General features: G+C 60.6%; 14 protein-coding genes and 1 pseudogene. 5 read left to right on the top strand and 10 right to left on the bottom strand.

The features are described from left to right. Nucleotides 1-5: 5 nt before the first annotated feature. From topA to ACUN0G_RS07435, 5 genes and pseudogenes are all read right to left on the bottom strand, one after another. Nucleotides 6-2626: pseudogene (gene topA, locus ACUN0G_RS07455) on the bottom strand (type I DNA topoisomerase). 114 nt (nucleotides 2627-2740) lie between these two features. Then, nucleotides 2741-2977 carry a DUF1653 domain-containing protein gene (locus ACUN0G_RS07450; protein ID WP_178964995.1) on the bottom strand — a complete coding sequence of 79 codons (237 nt, stop codon included), beginning with the start codon at nucleotides 2975-2977 and terminating at the stop codon, nucleotides 2741-2743. 97 nt (nucleotides 2978-3074) lie between these two features. Further along, nucleotides 3075-4250, bottom strand: a complete 1176-nt coding sequence (fadA, locus tag ACUN0G_RS07445) for an acetyl-CoA C-acyltransferase FadA (protein WP_010176360.1) — start codon at nucleotides 4248-4250, stop codon at nucleotides 3075-3077. Nucleotides 4251-4279: 29 nt separating this feature from the next. Further along, complete coding sequence (gene fadB / locus ACUN0G_RS07440) at nucleotides 4280-6427, bottom strand: fatty acid oxidation complex subunit alpha FadB (RefSeq protein WP_063032264.1); 2148 nt, start codon at nucleotides 6425-6427, stop codon at nucleotides 4280-4282. Between the two features lie 452 nt (nucleotides 6428-6879). Further along, nucleotides 6880-7317 carry a hypothetical protein gene (locus ACUN0G_RS07435; protein ID WP_258344402.1) on the bottom strand — a complete coding sequence of 146 codons (438 nt, stop codon included), beginning with the start codon at nucleotides 7315-7317 and terminating at the stop codon, nucleotides 6880-6882. A 104-nt stretch (nucleotides 7318-7421) separates the two neighbouring features. Here ACUN0G_RS07435 and ACUN0G_RS07430 point away from each other — a divergent pair, with 104 nt between their 5' ends. Beyond that, entirely contained in the window at nucleotides 7422-7859 is a 438-nt protein-coding gene (locus ACUN0G_RS07430) for a universal stress protein (protein ID WP_003218985.1), read from the top strand. Between the two features lie 198 nt (nucleotides 7860-8057). Here the strand turns inward: ACUN0G_RS07430 and ACUN0G_RS07425 are convergent, their stop codons facing one another. Continuing rightward, nucleotides 8058-9977 (bottom strand): ATP-binding cassette domain-containing protein, encoded by a 1920-nt coding sequence (locus ACUN0G_RS07425; RefSeq protein ID WP_421523861.1) that lies wholly within the window; start codon nucleotides 9975-9977, stop codon nucleotides 8058-8060. A gap of 212 nt (nucleotides 9978-10189) precedes the next feature. Between ACUN0G_RS07425 and ACUN0G_RS07420 the strand changes: the two genes are divergently transcribed. After that, nucleotides 10190-12118 carry a transglycosylase SLT domain-containing protein gene (locus tag ACUN0G_RS07420; RefSeq protein ID WP_421523860.1) on the top strand — a complete coding sequence of 643 codons (1929 nt, stop codon included), beginning with the start codon at nucleotides 10190-10192 and terminating at the stop codon, nucleotides 12116-12118. 63 nt (nucleotides 12119-12181) lie between these two features. Here ACUN0G_RS07420 and ACUN0G_RS07415 read toward each other — a convergent pair whose 3' ends face one another. Next, entirely contained in the window at nucleotides 12182-13951 is a 1770-nt protein-coding gene (locus ACUN0G_RS07415; RefSeq protein WP_445573017.1) for an ABC transporter transmembrane domain-containing protein, read from the bottom strand. A gap of 255 nt (nucleotides 13952-14206) precedes the next feature. Between ACUN0G_RS07415 and ACUN0G_RS07410 the strand changes: the two genes are divergently transcribed. Next, the gene (locus ACUN0G_RS07410) at nucleotides 14207-14380 is read left to right on the top strand and encodes a PA1571 family protein (protein ID WP_010176367.1); all 174 of its coding nucleotides are present in this window, start codon (nucleotides 14207-14209) and stop codon (nucleotides 14378-14380) included. A gap of 51 nt (nucleotides 14381-14431) precedes the next feature. Here ACUN0G_RS07410 and pdxB read toward each other — a convergent pair whose 3' ends face one another. Continuing rightward, the gene (gene pdxB, locus ACUN0G_RS07405; RefSeq protein ID WP_445573016.1) at nucleotides 14432-15574 is read right to left on the bottom strand and encodes a 4-phosphoerythronate dehydrogenase PdxB; all 1143 of its coding nucleotides are present in this window, start codon (nucleotides 15572-15574) and stop codon (nucleotides 14432-14434) included. A 190-nt stretch (nucleotides 15575-15764) separates the two neighbouring features. Between pdxB and ACUN0G_RS07400 the strand changes: the two genes are divergently transcribed. Beyond that, nucleotides 15765-17156 carry an MATE family efflux transporter gene (locus ACUN0G_RS07400; protein WP_445573015.1) on the top strand — a complete coding sequence of 464 codons (1392 nt, stop codon included), beginning with the start codon at nucleotides 15765-15767 and terminating at the stop codon, nucleotides 17154-17156. A gap of 90 nt (nucleotides 17157-17246) precedes the next feature. On the opposite strand, the gene tusA is transcribed toward ACUN0G_RS07400, so the two are convergent. Together tusA and rlmM are read right to left on the bottom strand one after the other, a co-directional pair. Then, nucleotides 17247-17498 (bottom strand): sulfurtransferase TusA, encoded by a 252-nt coding sequence (tusA, locus tag ACUN0G_RS07395; RefSeq protein ID WP_445573014.1) that lies wholly within the window; start codon nucleotides 17496-17498, stop codon nucleotides 17247-17249. A 106-nt stretch (nucleotides 17499-17604) separates the two neighbouring features. After that, nucleotides 17605-18678, bottom strand: coding sequence for a 23S rRNA (cytidine(2498)-2'-O)-methyltransferase RlmM (rlmM, locus tag ACUN0G_RS07390; RefSeq protein ID WP_076017226.1), 1074 nt, complete (start codon nucleotides 18676-18678; stop codon nucleotides 17605-17607). A gap of 191 nt (nucleotides 18679-18869) precedes the next feature. Between rlmM and acnA the strand changes: the two genes are divergently transcribed. After that, the gene (acnA, locus tag ACUN0G_RS07385) at nucleotides 18870-21611 is read left to right on the top strand and encodes an aconitate hydratase AcnA (protein ID WP_445573013.1); all 2742 of its coding nucleotides are present in this window, start codon (nucleotides 18870-18872) and stop codon (nucleotides 21609-21611) included. Nucleotides 21612-21646: the final 35 nt, after the last annotated feature.

Genomic DNA, 21646 nt, shown 5'->3' with positions numbered 1-21646 from the left:
GCGAATCAAGCGCCCTGGCGCTTGTCCTCGACCTTCCACTTGCCACCGTCGTAGAACGCCTTCCAGCCGGTAGGCTTGCCTTCCACTTCGGTCTGCACGTACTGCTCCTTGGTCTTGCGGCTGTAGCGGATTACGGACGGGCGACCGTCCGGGTCCTTCTTCGGCGCTTCACAGAGGAAGTGGTACTTCGGATCGATCTCGTCCTTGTGGGGCACGATCTCGATCACCAGCGGAGCACGGGTTTCGCGGTTTTTCGGGAACTGGCTGGCAGCCAGGAACAGCCCCGAAGCGCCATCACGCAGGATGTAGGTGTCGTTGACCTTCTCGCACTTGAGTTCAGGCATCTTCACCGGGTCCATCTTCGGCGGCGCCGCGTCACCACTTTTCAGCAGTTTGCGGGTGTTCTTGCACGTCGGGTTGGTGCAACCGAAGAACTTGCCGAAACGGCCGTCTTGAGCTGCATCTCGCTGCCGCACTTGTCGCATTCCAGGCTCGGACCTTCGTAGCCCTTGATGCGGTAAGTGCCTTCTTCGATCTCATAGCCGTTGCAATCCGGGTTGTTACCGCAGATGTGCAGCTTGTGCTTCTCGTCCAGCAGGTAGGCGTCCATCGCCGTGCTGCAGATCGGGCAACGGTGCTTGCCACGCAATACCAGCGACTCGGACTCACCCTCGTCATCGGCCGCGATTTCATCGCCTGGCACCAGGTTGACGGTGGCCTTGCAGCGCTCTTTTGGCGGCAGACTGTAACCCGAGCAACCGAGGAACACACCGGTGGACGCCGTACGAATCTGCATCGGGCGACCGCAGGTGAGGCACGGAATGTCCGTCATCACCGGCTGATTGGCACGCATGCCGTTCTCGGCACTTTCAGCCACTTCGAGTTTCTTCTTGAAGTCGCCGTAGAACTCGTCGAGCACGTTTTTCCAGTCGCGTTCGCCCTGGGCCACGTCATCGAGGTTCTCTTCCATGCCGGCGGTGAAGCCGTAGTCCATCAGGTTGGAGAAGCTCTCGGACAGACGCTCGGTGACGATGTCGCCCATCTTTTCCGAGTAGAAGCGACGGTTGTGCAAGGCGACGTAGCCGCGGTCCTGGATGGTGGAAATGATCGCCGCATAGGTCGAAGGACGACCGATACCGCGTTTTTCCATCTCCTTGACCAGGCTGGCTTCCGAATAACGCGCCGGCGGCTTGGTGAAGTGCTGGGACGGGTCGAGCTTGATCAGCTTCAACACATCGCCCTGAGCCATGTCCGGCAGCACATCGTCGTCGCCCGGCTTGGCGATTTGCGGCATTACGCGGGTATAACCGTCGAACTTGAGGATACGGCCCTTGGCACGCAGCTCGAAGTCACCAGCACCCACGCTGACAGTCGTCGACAGGTATTGCGCCGGCAGCATCTGGCAGGCCAGGAACTGGCGCCAGATCAGCTCATAGAGGCGCTCAGCGTCGCGCTCCATGCCGCTCAGCTTGCTTGGCTCGGTGTTGGCGTCGGAGGGACGAATCGCTTCGTGAGCCTCTTGTGCGCCTTCCTTGCTGCTATAGACGTTCGGCTTCTCCGGCAGGTACTTCTTGCCGAACTCGCTTTCAATATAAGTGCGCGCCATCGCCACCGCGTCTTGCGACAGGTTGGTGGAGTCGGTACGCATATACGTGATGTAGCCCGCTTCATACAGACGCTGGGCCATCATCATGGTCTTCTTCACCCCGAAGCCCAGGCGGTTGCTCGCAGCCTGTTGCAGGGTGGACGTGATGAACGGCGCCGACGGTTTGCTGCTGGTGGGCTTGTCTTCACGTTTGACGATGCTGTAGCTGGAAGCCTTGAGCTTCTCCAGCGCGGCCATGGCCTGGGCTTCGTTGAGCGGCTTGAAGGCCTCGCCTTTCTCGCGGGCCACTTCAAAGCGCACGTTGTTGCCCTTGGCGGTGCCCAGGTCAGCGTGCACTTCCCAGTATTCTTCGGGGTTGAACGCACGAATCTCGCGTTCACGCTCCACCACCAGCTTTACCGCAACCGATTGCACACGGCCGGCGGACAGGCCACGGGCGATCTTCGCCCACAGCAGCGGCGAGACCATGTAACCCACGACGCGGTCGAGGAAGCGACGGGCCTGCTGGGCATTGACGCGGTCAATGTCCAGTTCGCCCGGCTTGGAGAAGGCTTCCTGGATCGCCTTCTTGGTAATTTCGTTGAACACCACGCGCTTGTAGCGGCTGTCGTCACCACCGATGGCTTCCCGCAGGTGCCAGGCAATAGCCTCCCCTTCGCGGTCCAAGTCGGTTGCGAGATAGATGGTGTCAGCATCTTTGGCGAGCCGGCGCAGCTCTTCGATGACCTTTTCCTTGCCCGGGAGGATCTCGTACTTGGCTTTCCAGCCATGATCGGGATCGACACCCATGCGCGAGACCAGCTGCTTGCGCGCTTTCTCTTTAGGCGTGAGCACCGGACCTTCGCCCGCAGCCGCCTTGCCGCGCTTGGCGGCAGGCTCCTTGCTGGCGCTAGCCGAACCGCTGGTGGGCAGGTCTCGGATATGGCCGATACTCGACTTCACCACGTACTCGTTACCCAAGTACTTGTTGATGGTCTTGGCCTTAGCCGGGGATTCCACAATGACCAGCGATTTGCCCATGGATCGGAAAATTCCTGAATTCGAGAAGTGAAAGGCGGTTGGCGCCTGACGCGGCAACGCTATATATAGTGGCAACAAGGTGAGGTCAAGCGCAGCATTCTGCGCGGCCTGCCTTTATTGCGCGGAAAAAAGGCTGGCTTCGGCCTGGATCAAAGCAAAGCGCGGGACCTGTTCGCCGTCAACTTCGACGGTCTCCAGGAACATGCTCAAGGGACGCACCCAAAAGCCGTAATCGCCATACAGTGCTTGGTAAAACACCACTTCCTCTTCGGTCTCGGAATGCCGCGCCACATTAAAAACGCGGTACTGCGGACCTTTATAATGTTGGTAGAGCCCTGGTTCGACTTTCATGCTCTGGCCCTCTTACAAAATTTGTTAAAAAAAAATATAAAAAATTCCAAAAAACAAAAACCGGGGCACTGGGCCCCGGCTTCCGTCAACGAAACGTTTAGATACGTTCGAAGACGGTGGAGATGCCTTGGCCGAGGCCAATGCACATGGTCGCAACCCCAAGGTTGCCGCCATTTTGCTTCATCACGTTCAGCAACGTGCCGGAGATACGAGCGCCGGAACACCCAAACGGGTGACCCAAGGCAATCGCGCCGCCGTGCAGGTTAACCTTCTCGTTCATCTTGTCGAGTACTTTCAAATCTTTCAGCACTGGCAGGGCCTGTGCGGCGAAAGCTTCGTTGAGCTCGAAGAAGTCGATGTCGGAGATAGTCAGGCCTGCGCGCTTCAATGCTTTTTGTGTGGCCGGTACTGGACCATAGCCCATGATTGCCGGGTCCACACCTGCGACTGCCATCGAACGGATCACGGCCATCGGCTGGATGCCCAGGTCCTGGGCTCGCTGGGCCGACATCACGATCATGCACGAAGCACCGTCAGTGATCTGCGACGAAGTACCGGCTGTCACGGTGCCGCCCTTTGGATTGAAGGCCGGCTTCAAGGCCGCCAGGCTTTCCAGGGTGGTGTCCGGACGAATGGTTTCGTCGTAGTCGAACAGTTTCAGGAAACCGTTCTCGTCGTAGCCGTTCATCGGGATGATTTCATCCTTGAACTTGCCTTCCAGGGTGGCCTTGTGGGCCAACTGGTGGGAACGCAGGCCGAATGCATCCTGGGCTTCGCGAGTAATGCCGTGCATTTTGCCGAGCATTTCAGCGGTGAGACCCATCATGCCCGAGGCTTTCGCCGCGTACAGGGACATGTGCGGGTTCGGATCGACACCGTGCATCATGCTGACGTGGCCCATGTGCTCCACGCCGCCGACCACGAACACATCACCGTTACCGGTCATGATCGCTTGGGCAGCGGTGTGCAGCGCGCTCATGGACGAGCCACACAGGCGGCTGACGGTCTGGCCGGCAGCGGTGTGCGGGATCTGCGTCATCAAGGAAGCCATGCGGGCGATGTTCCAGCCCTGCTCCAGGGTCTGGTTGACGCAGCCCCAGATCACGTCTTCGACTTCGTTGGGGTCGACCTTGACGTTGCGTTCCAGCAATTTGCTGATCAGGTGCGCCGACATGTCTTCAGCGCGGGTGTTGCGGTGCATGCCGCCCTTGGAGCGGCCCATCGGCGTACGACCGAAGTCGACAATCACGACGTCTCTTGGATTCAAGCTCATAAATATTCTCGCTCTAGTCGTCTGGGCACTTAACCGAAGAAGCTCTGGCCGTTCTTGGCCATCTCACGCAGCTTCGCAGTCGGGTGGTACAGCGGGCCCAGATCAGCGTATTGATCAGCCAGGGCAACGAACTCGGCCACACCGATGGAATCGATGTAACGCAGCGCACCACCACGGAATGGAGGGAAACCAATACCGTAGACCAGGCCCATGTCGGCCTCGGCTGCGGTTTCAACGATGCCGTCTTCCAGGCAGCGTACGGTTTCCAGGCACAGGGCGATCATCATCCAGTTGACGATGTCCTCGTCGGACACTTCACGCTGTTCGTAGATGACCGGCGCGAGTACTTCGTGAACCGACGGGTCGGCCACTTTCTTCTGCTTGCCCTTCTTGTCGGTCTCGTAAGCGTAGAAACCCTTGCCGTTCTTCTGGCCCAGGCGCTTGGCTTCGTAGAGCGCGTCGATCGCCGAGCGGCGGTCGTCTTTCATACGATCCGGGAAGCCTTCAGCCATCACGTCACGACCGTGGTGGCCGGTGTCGATGCCGACCACGTCCATCAGGTACGCCGGGCCCATTGGCCAGCCGAATTTTTCCATGACTTTGTCGATGCGCACGAAGTCCACACCGGCGCTGACCAGCTTGGCGAAGCCGCCGAAGTACGGGAACAGCACGCGGTTGACCAGGAAGCCCGGGCAATCGTTGACGACGATCGGGTTCTTGCCCATTTTCTTGGCGTAGGCAACGGTGGTGGCAACGGCCAGTTCGCTGGACTTCTCGCCACGGATCACTTCCACCAGCGGCATCATGTGCACCGGGTTGAAGAAGTGCATGCCGACGAAGTTTTCCGGACGCTTGAGGGCCTTGGCCAGCAAGGTGATGGAAATGGTCGAGGTGTTGGAAGCCAGGATGGTGTCTTCTTTAACCTGGGCTTCAACTTCAGCCAGTACCGCCTGCTTGACCTTCGGGTTCTCGACAACCGCTTCGACCACCAGGTCGACGTGGCCGAAATCGCCGTAGGACAGCGTAGGACGAATACCGTTAAGCACTTCAGCCATTTTCGCTGCAGTCATGCGGCCTTTATCAACGCGACCCACCAGCAGTTTCGCGGCTTCTGCCAGACCCTGCTCGATACCGTGCTCGTTGATGTCTTTCATCAGGATCGGCGTGCCTTTGGACGCCGACTGATAGGCGATACCGCCGCCCATGATACCGGCGCCGAGTACGGCAGCCTGTTTCACATCGCGGGCGATTTCGTCGTAGGCCTTGGCCTTTTTCTTCAGTTCCTGGTCGTTCAGGAACAGACCGATCAAGCTCTGCGCCGCAGAGGTCTTGGCCAGTTTGACGAAACCAGCGGCTTCGATCTCCAGGGCCTTGTCGCGACCGAAGTTCGCGGCCTTCTGGATGGTCTTGATCGCTTCAACCGGCGCCGGGTAGTTCGGGCCGGCCTGGCCAGCCACGAAACCTTTGGCGGTTTCGAACGACATCATTTGTTCGATGGCGTTGAGCTTGAGTTTTTCGAGCTTTGGCTGACGCTTGGCCTTGTAGTCAAATTCGCCGCTGATGGCGCCTTTGATCAGGTTCAGTGCGGCTTCTGCCAGCTTGTCGGGAGCCACCACAGCATCCACGGCGCCGACTTTCAGCGCATCTTCAGCACGGTTTTCCTTGCCGGCGGCAATCCACTCGATGGCGTTGTCGGCACCGATGATGCGCGGCAGGCGCACGGTACCGCCGAAGCCTGGGTAGATGCCCAGCTTCACTTCCGGCAGGCCGATTTTTGCGGTGGCCGACATCACGCGGAAGTCGGCGGCCAGGCACATTTCCAGACCGCCGCCCAAGGCGATGCCATTGATCGCGGCAACGGTCGGCACGTTGAGGTCTTCGAAATCGCTGAAAATCTTGTTGGCTTCGAGGTTGCCAGCCACAAGCTCGGCATCGGGCAGCTTGAAGTTGTCGACGAATTCGGTGATGTCAGCGCCGACGATGAACACGTCCTTGCCGCTGGAGACGATCACGCCCTTGACCGATGCATCTGCTTTGATGGTGTCTACGGCCTGACGCAATTCATTCAGGGTTAGACGGTTGAACTTGTTGACGGACTCACCCTTGAGGTCGAATTTCAATTCGACGATGCCACTTTCAAGAGCCTTAACCGTGATGGCTTTACCTTCGTAAATCATCAACTGATCTCCACGATATGGAAGCTGAACAGTACACGTCGGACGCAGGATTCAGCGTAGACACTGACGTTACCGTCGATGCTAACGCCAAGTTGCCAGGCACACCCGCCAACGCGATAGTCGGGATTCTGTACGAACGGTCTGAAAGACAAACGCTCAATTCATACGCCCGTTTGATTTGGGTACGTCACCTTCAGCCAAATCCGACGAATTGTCAATCGCTCGAAAGGGCCGCAAAAACGCGACTTTTCAGTCATTTCAGAACCCGGGGCAGCCGGCATCGCCCCGCCAATGTTTAATCATTCGCGAAATCAATAATGTGAATTTTGATTTAAAGGGCTGTACAGGACGAAATATGCGGCTAGGCTAGCGGCACGTAAAACGAATTACCGGCCTGCCTGGCCAACTCCAGCCCGATGATACTTTCGGGCTTTTTAATGCCCGCAGGAATCTCAGGCCAGCGCCTTGAGCACCGCGTCAATGTCCTGCAACACGCTCAACTCGCCCTTCTCGCCCCAGTACAGGGTGATCATTTGCTTGTCGGCTTCGACTTTGTAGACGTTCGCAGGCAGCGTCGCAAAATGCGGCAACAACTTTTCATCAACGCAGGTTTCCTGCCACTGATTGACCCACACACCCGGTTCCAACTGCCAGTAACTCCAGGTCACCCGCTTGTTACCACGTCGTGGCCGGTGATACTGCGCACACGGGCTGGGCGGCTCGTGCTTGAGCCAGTGCGGCCATTCCTGAGGTGTCAGTTGCATGGTCAAACCAATGCGCCGTGCCTCCATGCGTAACGCCATGCGCCCGCTTGAATGGCGCGAAGGACGCAGCCACGCCAGGGGGCTTAAAACCAGCGCAAGGATTGACACCACTATCCAGACCGTCATATGTGTACTCCCGAATTTCTTGAAGAGCGGATTTGACCTGACGCAACCCCATCCGCTTGAAACCAGCCATACTGAACTTATCGCTTTCCTTTGGAGAAACCCTCATGCCCTACGAACATATTCTGGTCGCCGTGGACCTGACCGAAGAATGCGACCCCGTGATCAAGCGGGCCGTAGGCCTTGCAGGTGACTCGGTGAAACTGTCCCTGGTGCATATCGTCGAACCGATGGCCATGGCCTTTGGTGGCGACGTGCCGATGGACCTTTCCCAGCTGCAACAGCAGCAGTTCGACCAGGCCAAGGAGCGTCTTGATCGTCTGATCAACAAGTACCCTGCCCTGAAAAAAGACCAGAGCCACCTGACCTACGGCCAGCCGCGCCAGGAAATCCACCACCTGGCCAAGGAACAAGGTTGCGACCTGATCGTGGTCGGCAGCCACGGCCGTCACGGCCTGGCCTTGCTGCTGGGCTCCACCGCCAATGACGTGCTGCACGGCGCACCTTGCGATGTGCTGGCAGTGAAACTGGTAAAGAGCTCGTAAGACCAACGGCAATCTAATGTGGGAGCGGGCTTGTGTGTGAGCGGGCTTGCTCGCGAAAGCAGTGGATCAGTCGACAAATATATGGACTGACACACCGCATTCGCGAGCAAGCCCGCTCCCACATTTGAACCGCGTTTCATACAAAAAACCCGGTGCTCATACAAATGAGCGCCGGGTTTTTTATTGCGCTTGAATCACTCAGGCATCCAGCTCGGCCCAGCGCTCAACCAGGGCTTCCAGCTCGCTGTTCAACTGTTCGAGGGACGCAATCACCTTGGCGGTTTCGGCAGCAGGACGCAGATAGAAACCCGCGTCAGCCATTTCAGCTTCAACGGCAGCGATCTGCTGTTCCTTGGCATCGATATCACCCGGCAGTGCTTCCAGCTCACGTTGCAGCTTGTAGCTGAGCTTCTTCTTGGCGGCGGGCGCTTCTTGCGCTGGAGCAGGAGCGGCAGCAGCCGGAGCTACCACGGCCGACGTCAGGTCAGCCTTGCCGGATTTGCTCTCGGTCACGCCCAGCAGGCGCGGCGAGCCGCCCTGACGCAGCCAGTCCTGATAACCACCGACGTATTCACGTACCTTGCCTTCACCTTCGAAGACCAGGGTGCTGGTGACCACGTTGTCGAGGAATGCCCGGTCGTGACTGACCATCAGCACGGTGCCGTTGAAGGTCAGCAAGACCTCTTCCAGCAGTTCCAGGGTTTCAACGTCGAGGTCGTTGGTCGGTTCGTCGAGCACCAGCAGGTTGGCTGGCTTGCTGAACAGCTTGGCCAGCAGCAGACGCGCACGCTCACCACCAGACAAGGCTTTCACCGGTGTACGTGCACGCTGCGGGCTGAACAGGAAGTCGCCCAGGTAGCTCAACACGTGGCGGCTCTGGCCGTCGATGTCGATAAAATCGCGACCTTCGGCGACGTTGTCGATCACGGTTTTTTCCAGGTCCAACTGGTGGCGCAACTGGTCGAAGTAGGCCACGTCGATGCGGGTGCCCTCTTCCACGGTGCCGCTGGTCGGTTGCAAGCCGTTGAGCATCAGCTTGAGCAAGGTGGTCTTGCCGGTACCGTTGGCGCCGAGCAGGCCGATACGGTCGCCGCGCTGCAGGACCATGGAAAAGTCCTTGATCAGGAACGGGCCGTCCGGGTGATGGAAGCTGACGTTTTCCAGGACCATCACTTGCTTGCCGGACTTGTCGGCGGTATCCAGCTGAATGTTGGCCTTGCCGGTGCGCTCGCGACGCTCGCTGCGCTCAACGCGCAAGGCTTTCAGGGCGCGTACGCGGCCTTCGTTACGGGTGCGGCGGGCCTTGATACCCTGGCGGATCCAGACTTCTTCCTGAGCCAGCTTTTTGTCAAACAGCGCATTGGCGGTTTCTTCGGCGGACAGTGCAGCTTCTTTATGCACCAGGAAGCTGGCGTAGTCGCCATTCCAGTCGATCAGGCCGCCACGATCCAGTTCGAGGATGCGTGTGGCGAGGTTTTGCAGGAAAGAACGATCGTGCGTGATGAACAGCACGGCGCCCTGGAAATCCTTGAGGGCTTCTTCAAGCCAGGCGATTGCGCCAATGTCCAGGTGGTTGGTCGGTTCGTCGAGCAGCAGCAGGTCCGGTTCGGAAACCAGGGCCTGGGCCAGCAGGACGCGGCGACGCCAGCCGCCGGACAATTCGGCGAGGGTCTTGTCGGCCGGCAGCTGCAGGCGGCTCAGGGTGCTGTCGACCAATTGCTGCAAGCGCCAGCCGTCGCGGGCTTCGAGGTCTTGCTGGACGTGCATCAACTTGTCCAGGTCTTCTTCGGTGACGCAGTTCTGTGCCAGGTGATGGTATTCGGCGAGCAGTGCGCCCACGCCATCGAGGCCTTCGGCAACCACGTCGAACACTGTCCGTCCGTCGGCCACCGGCAATTCTTGCGGCAATTCGCCAATCTTGAGGCCCGGGGCGCGCCAGACAGAGCCGTCATCGGGCTTCTGGTCGCCTTTTACCAGCTTCATCATGCTGGACTTGCCGGTGCCGTTGCGGCCGATGATGCACACCCGCTCACCACGGGCGATCTGCCAGGACACCTTGTCCAACAACGGCATAGCGCCGAAAGCAAGGGACACATCGCTGAATTTGAGCAGGGTCATACGCTTCTCCAAAAACTGGGCGCGCATTCTACCTGACTTAGGGCGCGAGGCGGCCGGCATTTTCGCCGTTGACATGTTCTGTCGGACATTTCAGATGAACTTGAACGAAGCGACCGGCAAAGCTTTCACCGGCTGCGGGCAAAAGGCTAAGCTAGGGGCAATCAGTGTCGGCGACGTCGGCACTAGTCCAGATTCCTCTGCACGGACGTCTCATGCGCAGTCGCCTTTTCAGCTTTTTATCTTGTCTGCTTCTTTCTGCCACCGCCGTTCAATCCGCCCAGGCCGTGGACCTCACCACCCAACGTCAATATTACGATGAAGCCAAACGAGCCCTCGCCAAAGGCGACAGCGGCCCGTATTTCCAGTACAGCCAGGCCCTGGCCGACTACCCGTTGACGCCATACCTGGCCTACGACGAACTGACCGCGCGCCTGAAAACCGCGAGCAACGAGGAAATCGAACAATTCCTCGCCAAGAACGGCGACCTGCCCCAGGCCAACTGGATGAAGCTTCGCTGGTTACGCTGGCTGGCCGACCGTGGCGACTGGCAAACCTTTGAAAAGTACTACGACGCCAAACTCAATTTCGTCGAACTGGACTGCCTGCACGGCCAGTTCCAGCTGACCCATAACCAAAAAGCCGAAGGTTATAAAACCACCGAGAAGCTGTGGCTGACCGGTAAATCCCAGCCTGCTGCCTGTGATGCCACCTTTGGCCAGTGGGCCGCCGACGGCCAACTGACCGAACAGAAAATCTGGGACCGCGCCAAACTCGCCGCCGAAGCCCGCAACTACCCGCTGGCCAACAGCCTGGTAAAAACCCTGCCGACCCTCGGCGCCCAAGGCCGCCTGATGGTGGACGTGGCGCAAAAACCCGACATGCTCAGCGACCCGTCGCGCTTCCTGCCGGCCAACGAGGCCATGTCCGACGCCGTCGGCCTGGGCCTTCGCCGCCTTGCGCGCCAGGACCCGGACAAGGCCATGGCCCTGCTCGACGGTTATGCCAGCAGCATGCACTTCTCTCGTGACGAAAAAGTGTCGATCGCCCGGGAAATCGGCCTGACCCTCGCGCGCCGCTACGACCCCCGCGCCCTCGACGTGATGACCAAATACGATCCGGAACTGCGGGACAACACCGTCTCCGAATGGCGCCTGCGCCTGCTGTTGCGCCTGGCCCGTTGGGAAGACGCCTACCAGTTGACCCGCAAGCTGCCCCAGGATCTGGCCACCACCAACCGCTGGCGCTACTGGCAGGCCCGCAGCCTGGAACTGGCAGAGCCGAAAAACCCGCAAGCCCTGGTGATGTACAAGGGCCTGGCCAAGGAACGTGACTTTTACGGCTTCCTGGCAGCGGATCGCTCGCAGTCGCCGTACCAACTGAACAACAAGCCGCTGCTGATGAGCCAGGCGCTGATGAACAAGGTGCGTAACACCCCGGGCGTACGCCGCGCCCTGGAGTTCTACGCCCGCGGCCAGATCGTTGATGGCCGTCGCGAGTGGTACCACGTCAGCCGGCACTTCAACCGCGACGAGATGGTCGCCCAGGCCAAGCTGGCCTACGACATGAAGTGGTACTTCCCGGCGATCCGCACCATCAGCCAGGCCCAGTACTGGGACGACCTGGATATCCGCTTCCCGATGGCCCACCGCGACACCCTGGTGCGTGAAGCCAAGGTCCGTGGCGTGCATTCAAGCTGGGTGTTTGCGATCACCCGCCAGGAAAGCGCCTTCATGGACGACGCCCGCTCCGGCGTCGGCGCCACCGGCCTGATGCAACTGATGCCCGGCACCGCCAAAGAGACCGCACGCAAATTCAGTATCCCGCTGGCCTCGCAACAGCAGGTGCTCGACCCGGACAAAAACATCCAGCTCGGCGCGGCGTACCTGAGCCAGGTTCATGCCCAGTTCAACGGCAACCGCGTGCTCGCCACCGCCGCCTACAACGCCGGCCCAGGCCGTGTGCGCCAATGGCTGCGCGGCGCCGATCACCTGAGTTTCGATGTGTGGGTGGAAAGCATCCCGTTCGACGAAACCCGTCAGTACGTGCAGAACGTGCTGTCTTATTCGGTGATCTACGGGCAGAAGCTCAATGCGCCACAGCCGCTGGTGGATTGGCATGAGCGGTATTTTGATGATCAGTAAGTAACGCTGCCCCATAAAAAATGCCCGCATTGAGAGATGCGGGCATTTTTTATGGGCGCTGAATCAGTGGGCGTTGGATTCACCATCACTGAACTGCAACGCCGCCAGCCGTGCATACAGCGGATTGCTGGCGATCAGTTGCTGATGCGTCCCCACCGCCACCAGCTTGCCCTGGTCCATCACGGCAATCCGGTCCGCGTTCTTCACCGTGGCCAACCGGTGGGCGATCACCAGGGTGGTACGCCCTTCCATCAACTGTGGCAGCGCTTGCTGGATCAGGTGTTCGCTCTGGGCATCCAGTGCGCTGGTGGCTTCGTCCAGCAGCAGGATGGGTGCGTCCACCAGCAGCGCCCGGGCGATGGCCAGGCGTTGACGCTGGCCGCCGGAAAGGCCCATGCCGCCATCGCCCAGGTGGGTCTGGTAGCCGTCGGGCATTTGCAGGATGAAATCGTGGGCGTGGGCGATGCGCGCCGCTTCTTCGACCTGGCCAAAGGTGGCCGACGGATTGCCGTAGCGGATGTTCTCTTCGACCGTACCAAAGAACAGCGCCGGGCTCTGGGACACCAGGGCGAAACAGCGGCGCAGGTCCAGCGGGTCCAGCTCGGTCAGCGGCTGACCTTCAAGCAGGATGCGGCCTTGCTGAGGATCGTAGAAACGCAGCAGCAGATCGAAGATCGTCGATTTTCCCGCGCCCGACGGGCCGACCAGGGCCAGGGTTTCACCGGCATTGATGCTCAGGCTCAAGCCGTCGATGGCAAAACGATCCGGGCGCGACGGATAGGAGAAGCGCAGATCCTGGATTTCCAGGCGGCCGCTGACCCGCTCCGGCAGCTTGATCACGTTTGCCTCGGGCGCCTTGATCTCATTACTCGATTGCAGCAATTCCCCAATCCGCTCTGCCGCACCGGCCGCCCGCTGCAACTCACCCAACACTTCACTCAAAGTGCCGACGGCACTGCCGACGATCAGGCTGTAGAACACGAACGCAGCCAGTTCACCACCGGAAATCCGCCCGCTGATCACGTCCATGCCGCCGACCCAGAGCATCACGCCCACCGCGCCCAGTACCAGCATGATCACCAGGGTAATCAGCCACGAACGCTGCAGGATGCGTTTGCGCGCGGTGGTGAATGCCTCTTCCACCGTCACCGCAAAGCGCCGCTCGTCCTGCACCTGGTGGTTGTAGGCCTGCACCGTCTTGATCTGGCCGAGGGTCTCGGACACATAGCTGCCCACGTCGGCGATGCGGTCCTGACTCAGGCGCGACAGGCTGCGCACCCGGCGGCCGAAGATCAAGATCGGCGCCAGCACCAGTGGCAACGCTATTACCACGATGCTGGTGAGTTTGGGGTTGGTGACGAACAACAGCACGATCCCGCCGATCACCATCAGGGCGTTGCGCAGGAACAGCGACAGCGAGGAGCCGATCACCGATTGCAGCAAGGTGGTGTCGGTGGTCAACCGGGACTGGATTTCCGAACTGCGGTTGTTTTCATAGAAGCCCGGGTGCAGGTAGATCAAATGGTTGAACACCTGCCGCCGGATGTCGGCCACCACCCGCTCGCCGATCCACGACACCAGGTAAAACCGCGTAAAGGTGCCCACCGCGAGGCCCAGTACCAGAATCATGAACAGGCCGATGGACTGGTTGAGCAGGTGCGGCGACTGGGTCATGAAGCCCTGGTCCACCAGCAGGCGAATACCCTGCCCCATGGACAAGGTGATGCCAGCGGTGACGATTAACGCCAACAAGGCCCCCAGGGCCTGCCAGCGGTAGGGAGCGACGAAGCGGCTGGCCAGGCGAATCGCGCGGCGTTGACGGGCTGAGAGCATGGAGGGTTTCACCTGAGGGTGGGAGACGGGAACCTACAGAGCTACATGGGGGGAACTTGAGCGAATCACAATGAGTCAGGTTAATTATGCTTACCGAACCTAGGCCCTAGAGGCTATCGGTCTAAGGCCCGGCTGGAAATTTGTATCGGTTTCTGCTGGACTGGGCATTCGATCTGCTGACCGTGAAAGGAGTTGTAACAACGCGGTCACGCGGTGATTTTAAAATAGGTACACAACCTGATGAGGAGACAGGCCATGTCCTTGCAAAACAGCAGCAATGCCAAGATTGAAGTGATCCGCCAGCCGCAGCAGTTGCCTTGCTCGTACATCGACGCTCAAGGCCGCGAAGTGCAAATCACCGAAGAGATGATCCAGAGCGCCTGCGCCGAACTGGAACAGAAATTGGTCAAGCCTGCCAAGCGAGGCTGAATCGCCCACGCTCTTTTAAACCCGGCCTTGATGGCCGGGTTTTTTATGCCTTCAGATTGGCTGCGCGCCCAATGCCGACACGATGTTAGACAAGGCCGCAGAGTCGCCGTTGATTCGCACCTTCAAACCCTCAATTTCGCGCCGCGGCGGGTAGTGCTTGCGCAGTTGGTCGAACGCCTTGCGCTGCTCATCCACGGTACCTACAAGGCTGCGGCGAAAATCCGCGTCATCACGGCGCGGGTCGTACACCCCACGGCACAGGGCCGCCAGCGCCCAGGCCGGGTCGGTATTGGCGTTGAGGGTGACCTCGGCCAACCAAGGCTCCGGCAGCAAGTCGTTGAGTTGAATCGTCGCCTCCTGACCAAGATACCGGCACAGCGCCTGGTAGATCTGCGCGGTGCCGCGCTGCCTGCCGTCCAGGCTGTAGCCGGCGATATGCGGGGTGGCCAGCACACACAAGTCGGCCAGGTCGACGTCCACCTGGGGCTCGCCTTCCCACACATCCAGCACCGCCTGCAGGTCTTCGCGCTCCAGCAGCACGTCCCTGAGGGCGGCATTGTCCACCACCGGGCCGCGGCTGGCGTTGATCAGCCAGGCGCCGGGCTTGAGTTGGTTGAGGCGCTCGCGATCGAACAAGTGCCAGGTAGACCCGTTGCCGGATTTGTTCAGCGGCGTATGCAAGCTGATCACATCACACTGCTCGACAATCTGCTGCAGGCTGACGTAGTCACCGTCCTCGGCGATCTGCCGGGGCGGGTCGCACACCAGCACCTTCCAGCCCAACGCCTTGAGCACCTTGACCAGGCGCCCGCCGACTTCACCGGCGCCCACCACGCCATAGGTGCGTTGGGCCAGGTCGGCGCCTTCGATCTCGGCCAGGGTCAGCAGGCTGCCCAGCACATAGTCGACCACGCCACGGGCGTTGCAGCCAGGAGCGCTGGACCACTGGATGCCGGCGCGCTGGAAGTAATCAAGGTCGAGGTGATCAGTGCCGATGGTGCAGGTGCCGACAAACCGCACCGGCGTGCCTTCGAGCAAGGCACGGGTGACGTTGGTCACCGAACGCACCAGCAGCACATCGGCCTGTTCGATAGTCGCGCGGTCGATGGACCGGCCTGGAACCCGGCGAATCTCGCCGAATCCTTGGAAGAATGCATCGAGCAGCGGGATATTTTCGTCGGCAACAATCAGCATGGCAGGCTCCTTTCGCGGATCAGCAGTGTACAGCGGTTTTCCTTGTGGTGAGGGAGCAAGCTCCCTCACCACACAACGCAACATTTGCGCTGGGATGTGTTTACAAATCCACAACACAGGTTTTTTCCTGACCAACACGTCAAAGCGTAGAATGCGCCGTCCTGCGCTTCCCCTTATCGGACATCTGTACGTGAACACTGCCACCACCGCCCTCTCCCGCCCCGCCCGCGTCAGCCTTGAAGTGCGCAACCTGCTGGCCCTGGCCCTGCCGATCATGATCGGGCAACTGGCGACCACCGCCATGGGCTTTGTCGATGCCGTGATGGCTGGGCGTGTGAGTTCCCGGGACCTGGCGGCGGTCGCCCTGGGCAACTCCATCTGGATCCCGGTGTACCTGCTGATGACCGGCACGCTGCTGGCCACCACGCCGAAAGTCGCCCAACGCTTTGGCGCCGGCACCCACGGCGAAATCGGCCCGCTGGTGCGCCAGTCGATGTGGCTGGCGCTGGTGGTGGGGATTACCGCGCTGCTGTTGCTGATCAGCGCCGAACCGATCCTGCATGTGATGAAGGTCGATCCCGAGCTGATCAAGCCGTGCATGGGCTACCTGCACGGCATCGCCTCGGGCATGCCGGCCATTGCGCTGTATTACGTGTTGCGCTGCTTCAGCGACGGCCTGGGCCGAACGCGGCCGAGCATGGTCATGGGCCTGTGCGGGCTGGCGCTGAATATTCCGCTGAACTATGTGTTTATCTACGGCCACTTCGGCGTGCCGGCCATGGGCGGCATCGGTTGTGGCTGGGCCACGGCGATCGTGATGTGGGTGATGATGCTCGGCCTGGCCGCCTGGACCCGCTGGGCGCCGGTGTATCAGAGCAGCGAGCTGTTCAAGCGCTTTGACTGGCCGCAATGGCCGGTGATCAAGCGCGTGCTGAGCATTGGTTTGCCGATCGGGATCGCGGTGTTTGCCGAGTCGAGCATCTTCGCGGTGATCGCGCTGCTGATCGGCAGCCTCGGCGCCACCGTGGTAGCCGGGCACCAGATCGCGCTGAACTTCAGCTCGCTGGTGTTCATGATCCCCTACTCCCTGAGCATGGCCGTCACCGTGCGCGTCGGTCAGGCCCTGGGCCGTGGCGAACCTCGTGAGGCGCGCTTCGCGGCAGGTGTCGGCATGGGCACGGCGCTGGTGTATGCCTGCCTGTCCTGCAGCCTGATGCTGCTGTTTCGCGAACAGATCGCCACCCTCTACACCCAGGACCCGCTGGTGATCCAGGTGGCGGCGATGCTGATTGTGTTTGCGGCGCTGTTTCAGTTCTCGGACGCGATCCAGGTCACGGCCGCCGGCGCGTTGCGCGGTTACCAGGACACACGGGTGACCATGGTGCTGACGCTCTTTGCGTATTGGGGTGTGGGCTTGCCGGTGGGCTACGCGCTGGGGCTGACCGAGTGGCTGGGCCAGGCGCGCGGCCCGAGCGGCTTGTGGCAGGGGCTGATCGTGGGCCTGAGCTGTGCGGCGGCGATGCTGGTGATCCGCCTGATGCGCAGTGCACGCAAGCGGATTCGCCACGAAAAAAAACTGTAGGAGCGAGCTTGCTCGCGAAAAACCCTGGAGCGCCGCGTTAAGCCTGGCAGCCCGCGTTATCGTTAACGACCTTCGCGAGCAAGCTCGCGCCTACAGGGACTTCTTGCGGATCCAGTACAGGTAAGTGCCCGCGTGTTCCTGCTGGCCCACCAGTTCATGGTCGAGAAACACGCAGAACTTGGGGATATCGCGACGGGTCGACGGATCGGTCGCGATCACCTTGAGCAAGCCGCCGGGTGCCAGGTCGCGGATGTGCTGGTGCAGCATCATCACCGGTTCGGGGCAGTTGAGGCCGGTGGCATCGAGGGTGGCGTCGATGGGTAAATCAGGGGTCGGGCTCATGGTTTACTCCTAAACAGGCCGGCATTTTAGCGGTAATGCGGGGCGCCAGGTAGTCAGCGGCGCCCTCAAGGTTTTCGCGAGCGAGCTCGCTCCTACAGGAGGCGGGTTACCGGGACTTTGGCTTCTTCACATCCAGCCGACGTAGATGGCAGGTCACTTCTTCACGGTCGTGGTACAGCTGCTTGCAGCCAATCTCCACCCGAATGCCCCGCTCCTTGAAGCCTTCCGCGATGCGTTCAAGCAGGCGCTTCACTTCGGCATAACGCTGCTTCATCGGCAACTTCAGGTTGACCACCGCCTCGCGGCAATGCCCCTCGCCGATCCAGGTTTCCAGCAGGGCCGCATTGCGCGCCGGTTTCTCGACGATGTCGCACACCATCCAGTCCACCGGCTGCTTGGGCGTGTAGATGAAGCCGTCGGCCATCAAGTGCTGCACCAGGCCGGTGTCCATCAGGCTTTCGGCCATCGGGCCGTTGTCGATGGCGGTCACCAGCATGCCACGGTTGACCAGTTGCCAGGTCCAGCCACCAGGCGCTGCGCCGAGGTCGACACCGGTCATGTCGCTGTGCAGGCGCTCGTCCCACTGATCACGGGGGATAAAGTGGTGCCAGGCTTCTTCCAGCTTCAAGGTCGAGCGGCTTGGCGCGTCCCGCGGGAATTTCAGGCGCGGAATGCCCATCGGCCACATCGCCGAGTTGTTCGACTCGGCCAGGCCCATGAACACTTCGCGGCCACTTTTGAAGGTCAGCAACAGGCGCGGCTTGCTGGCGTCTTCCACCAGCTTGCCGGCAGCCATCAGCGCCTTGCGCAGGTGCACTTCGAATTTCTTGCAGAAGTTCGACAGCTCCTTGCCATCGTTGGTGTCGACCATTTCCAGCCACAGGCTGCCGCACACCGGGAAATCCCGCAGGTGCGCGAGGATCACGCTGATGCGGTCGGTTTCCGGCAAATCGATGAACACCCCGCGCGCCCACTGCCTTGGGAAGATCAGCTCGGCAAAGCGTTGGCCGCGCATCAGGCGCTGGGCGCCGTCTTCTTCAGTGCACACAAATTCGGCGCAGGCGCTGCCGGTCTTGGCCTTGGCATAGCCCGAAACGTTCAGGCGAGCGGCGTGTTCCGCGATCTCGGAACAGACTTCGCCTTCAAAACCCGGGCGGCAGTGCATAAAAAGGGTGTTCATCAACTCTCCTGGATCACGGGCTTGCTATAGCGCAATGCCTGTCATGAAAACGCGCGCATGATAGCCGAGTTCGGAACCTTGGACTTATTGATAGAGTCCAGTAATTAGCCAGCTACTTAAAACAGGGCTAATTTAGAAGCTCTGTTCGTCCCGTCAGGTCCGTAGCCGTGCGGACCATAAGGAGTCATGTAATGTCATCCCTTGATAGCCTGAGAACCCTTAAAACCTTACAGATTGACGACAAGACCTATCACTACTTCAGCCTGCCCGAAGCCGCCAAGAGCCTGGGTGATCTGGATAAACTGCCAATGTCCCTCAAGGTGCTGCTGGAAAACCTGCTGCGCTGGGAGGACGAAAAGACCGTCACCGGCGCCGACCTCAAGGCCATTGCCGCCTGGCTCAAGGAGCGCCGCTCCGACCGCGAGATCCAATACCGCCCCGCCCGTGTGCTGATGCAGGACTTTACCGGCGTGCCCGCCGTGGTCGACCTGGCCGCCATGCGCGCTGCCGTGGCCAAGGCCGGCGGTGACCCGCAACGCATCAACCCGCTGTCACCGGTGGATTTGGTGATCGACCACTCGGTGATGGTCGACAAGTTCGCCACCACCGGCGCCTTTCAAGAAAACGTCGACATCGAAATGCAGCGCAACGGCGAACGCTACGCCTTCCTGCGCTGGGGCCAGAGCGCCTTCGACAACTTCAGCGTGGTACCGCCAGGCACCGGCATCTGCCACCAGGTCAACCTGGAATACCTCGGCCGCACCGTGTGGACCAAGGATGAAGACGGCCGCACCTACGCCTTCCCCGACACATTGGTAGGCACCGACTCCCACACCACCATGATCAACGGCCTTGGCGTACTGGGCTGGGGCGTGGGCGGGATCGAAGCAGAGGCCGCGATGCTCGGGCAGCCGGTGTCGATGCTGATCCCGGAAGTGATCGGCTTCAAGCTCACCGGCAAGCTGAAAGAAGGCATCACCGCCACCGACCTGGTGCTGACCGTCACCCAGATGTTGCGTAAAAAAGGCGTGGTCGGGAAATTCGTCGAATTCTATGGTGATGGCCTGGCTGACCTGCCCCTGGCAGACCGTGCCACCATCGCCAACATGGCCCCGGAGTACGGCGCCACTTGCGGCTTCTTCCCGGTGGATGACGTGACTCTGGACTACCTGCGCCTGTCGGGCCGTCCTACCGAAACCGTCAAACTGGTAGAGGCGTACACCAAGGCCCAGGGCCTGTGGCGCAACGCCGGTCAAGAGCCCATCTTCACTGACAGCCTGGCGCTGGACATGGGCAGCGTCGAAGCCAGCCTCGCGGGGCCAAAACGCCCGCAAGACCGTGTTTCCCTGCCGAACGTCGGCCAAGCCTTCAGCGACTTCCTCGACCTGCAATTCAAACCCACCAACAAGGAAGAAGGCCGCCTGGAAAGCGAAGGCGGCGGCGGTGTTGCGGTGGGCAACGCCGACCTGATCGGTGAAGCCGACTACGACTTCGAAGGCCAGACCTACCGCCTGAAGAACGGCGCGGTGGTAATCGCGGCGATTACCTCCTGCACCAACACCTCCAACCCCAGCGTGATGATGGCGGCGGGCCTGGTGGCGAAAAAGGCGGTAGAGAAAGGATTGAAGAGCAAGCCCTGGGTGAAAACGTCCCTGGCACCCGGCTCCAAGGTGGTCACCGACTACTACAAAGCGGCGGGGCTGACCCAATACCTCGACAAGCTGGGGTTCGACCTGGTGGGTTATGGCTGCACCACCTGCATCGGCAACTCCGGGCCGCTGCCCGAGCCGATCGAAAAAGCCATCCAGAAAGCCGACCTGGCGGTAGCCTCGGTGCTTTCAGGCAACCGTAACTTCGAAGGTCGGGTGCACCCATTGGTGAAAACCAACTGGCTGGCCTCCCCGCCCCTCGTCGTGGCCTACGCCTTGGCCGGCACCGTGCGCATGGACATCAGCAGCGAACCACTGGGCACCGGCTCTGACGGTAAACCGGTGTACCTGCGGGACATCTGGCCCAGCAGCAAGGAAATTGCCGACGCCGTCGCCCAAGTCAGCACCGGGATGTTCCACAAGGAATACGCCGAGGTGTTTGCCGGCGACGAACAGTGGCAAGCCATTGAAGTGCCGCAGGCCGCGACCTACGTGTGGCAGAAAGATTCCACCTACATCCAGCATCCACCCTTCTTCGACGACATTGGCGGCCCGCTGCCGGTGATCGAAGACGTCAAGGGCGCCAACGTGCTGGCACTGTTGGGGGATTCGGTGACCACCGACCACATCTCCCCCGCCGGTAACATCAAGACCGACAGCCCGGCCGGCAAATACCTGCGCGAGCAAGGTGTCGAACCGCGGGACTTCAACTCCTACGGCTCGCGTCGCGGCAACCACGAAGTGATGATGCGCGGCACCTTCGCCAACATCCGCATCCGCAACGAAATGCTCGGCGGTGAGGAAGGCGGCAACACGATCTACATCCCTACCGGCGAGAAAATGCCGATCTACGACGCGGCCATGAAGTACCAGGCCTCGGGTACTCCGCTGGTGGTGATCGCCGGTCAGGAGTACGGCACCGGCTCAAGCCGTGACTGGGCCGCCAAGGGCACCAACCTGTTGGGGGTCAAGGCGGTGATCGCCGAGAGCTTCGAGCGGATTCACCGCTCCAACCTGGTGGGCATGGGCGTGCTGCCGCTGCAGTTCAAGCTGGACCAGAACCGCAAGGCACTCAAGCTGACCGGCAAGGAGAAGATCGACATCCTCGGGCTGACCCACGCCGAGATCGAGCCGCGCATGAACCTGACGCTGGTGATCACCCGTGAAGACGGCAGCAGCGAGAAGGTCGAAGTGCTGTGCCGCATCGATACGCTGAATGAGGTGGAATACTTCAAGGCGGGCGGGATCCTGCACTACGTGTTGCGGCAGCTGATTGCCTCGTAACTGACACGAGCTACACAAAACACCGCCTTCCCAGG

The organism is Pseudomonas sp. 32A (assembly GCF_052682255.1).
The sequence above is the reverse complement of the archived record's forward strand: the minus strand, read 5'-3'. Positions and strand labels throughout refer to the sequence as shown.

What these genes read in the sequence shown, in the direction of transcription:
- ACUN0G_RS07450 (WP_178964995.1), bottom strand. Translation starts at nt 2,977, where the DNA reads ATGAAAGTCGAACCAGGGCTCTACCAACATTATAAAGGTCCGCAGTAC.
- fadA (WP_010176360.1), bottom strand. Translation starts at nt 4,250, where the DNA reads ATGAGCTTGAATCCAAGAGACGTCGTGATTGTCGACTTCGGTCGTACG.
- fadB (WP_063032264.1), bottom strand. Translation starts at nt 6,427, where the DNA reads ATGATTTACGAAGGTAAAGCCATCACGGTTAAGGCTCTTGAAAGTGGC.
- ACUN0G_RS07435 (WP_258344402.1), bottom strand. Translation starts at nt 7,317, where the DNA reads ATGACGGTCTGGATAGTGGTGTCAATCCTTGCGCTGGTTTTAAGCCCC.
- ACUN0G_RS07430 (WP_003218985.1), top strand. Translation starts at nt 7,422, where the DNA reads ATGCCCTACGAACATATTCTGGTCGCCGTGGACCTGACCGAAGAATGC.
- ACUN0G_RS07425 (WP_421523861.1), bottom strand. Translation starts at nt 9,977, where the DNA reads ATGACCCTGCTCAAATTCAGCGATGTGTCCCTTGCTTTCGGCGCTATG.
- ACUN0G_RS07420 (WP_421523860.1), top strand. Translation starts at nt 10,190, where the DNA reads ATGCGCAGTCGCCTTTTCAGCTTTTTATCTTGTCTGCTTCTTTCTGCC.
- ACUN0G_RS07415 (WP_445573017.1), bottom strand. Translation starts at nt 13,951, where the DNA reads ATGCTCTCAGCCCGTCAACGCCGCGCGATTCGCCTGGCCAGCCGCTTC.
- ACUN0G_RS07410 (WP_010176367.1), top strand. Translation starts at nt 14,207, where the DNA reads ATGTCCTTGCAAAACAGCAGCAATGCCAAGATTGAAGTGATCCGCCAG.
- pdxB (WP_445573016.1), bottom strand. Translation starts at nt 15,574, where the DNA reads ATGCTGATTGTTGCCGACGAAAATATCCCGCTGCTCGATGCATTCTTC.
- tusA (WP_445573014.1), bottom strand. Translation starts at nt 17,498, where the DNA reads ATGAGCCCGACCCCTGATTTACCCATCGACGCCACCCTCGATGCCACC.
- rlmM (WP_076017226.1), bottom strand. Translation starts at nt 18,678, where the DNA reads ATGAACACCCTTTTTATGCACTGCCGCCCGGGTTTTGAAGGCGAAGTC.
- acnA (WP_445573013.1), top strand. Translation starts at nt 18,870, where the DNA reads ATGTCATCCCTTGATAGCCTGAGAACCCTTAAAACCTTACAGATTGAC.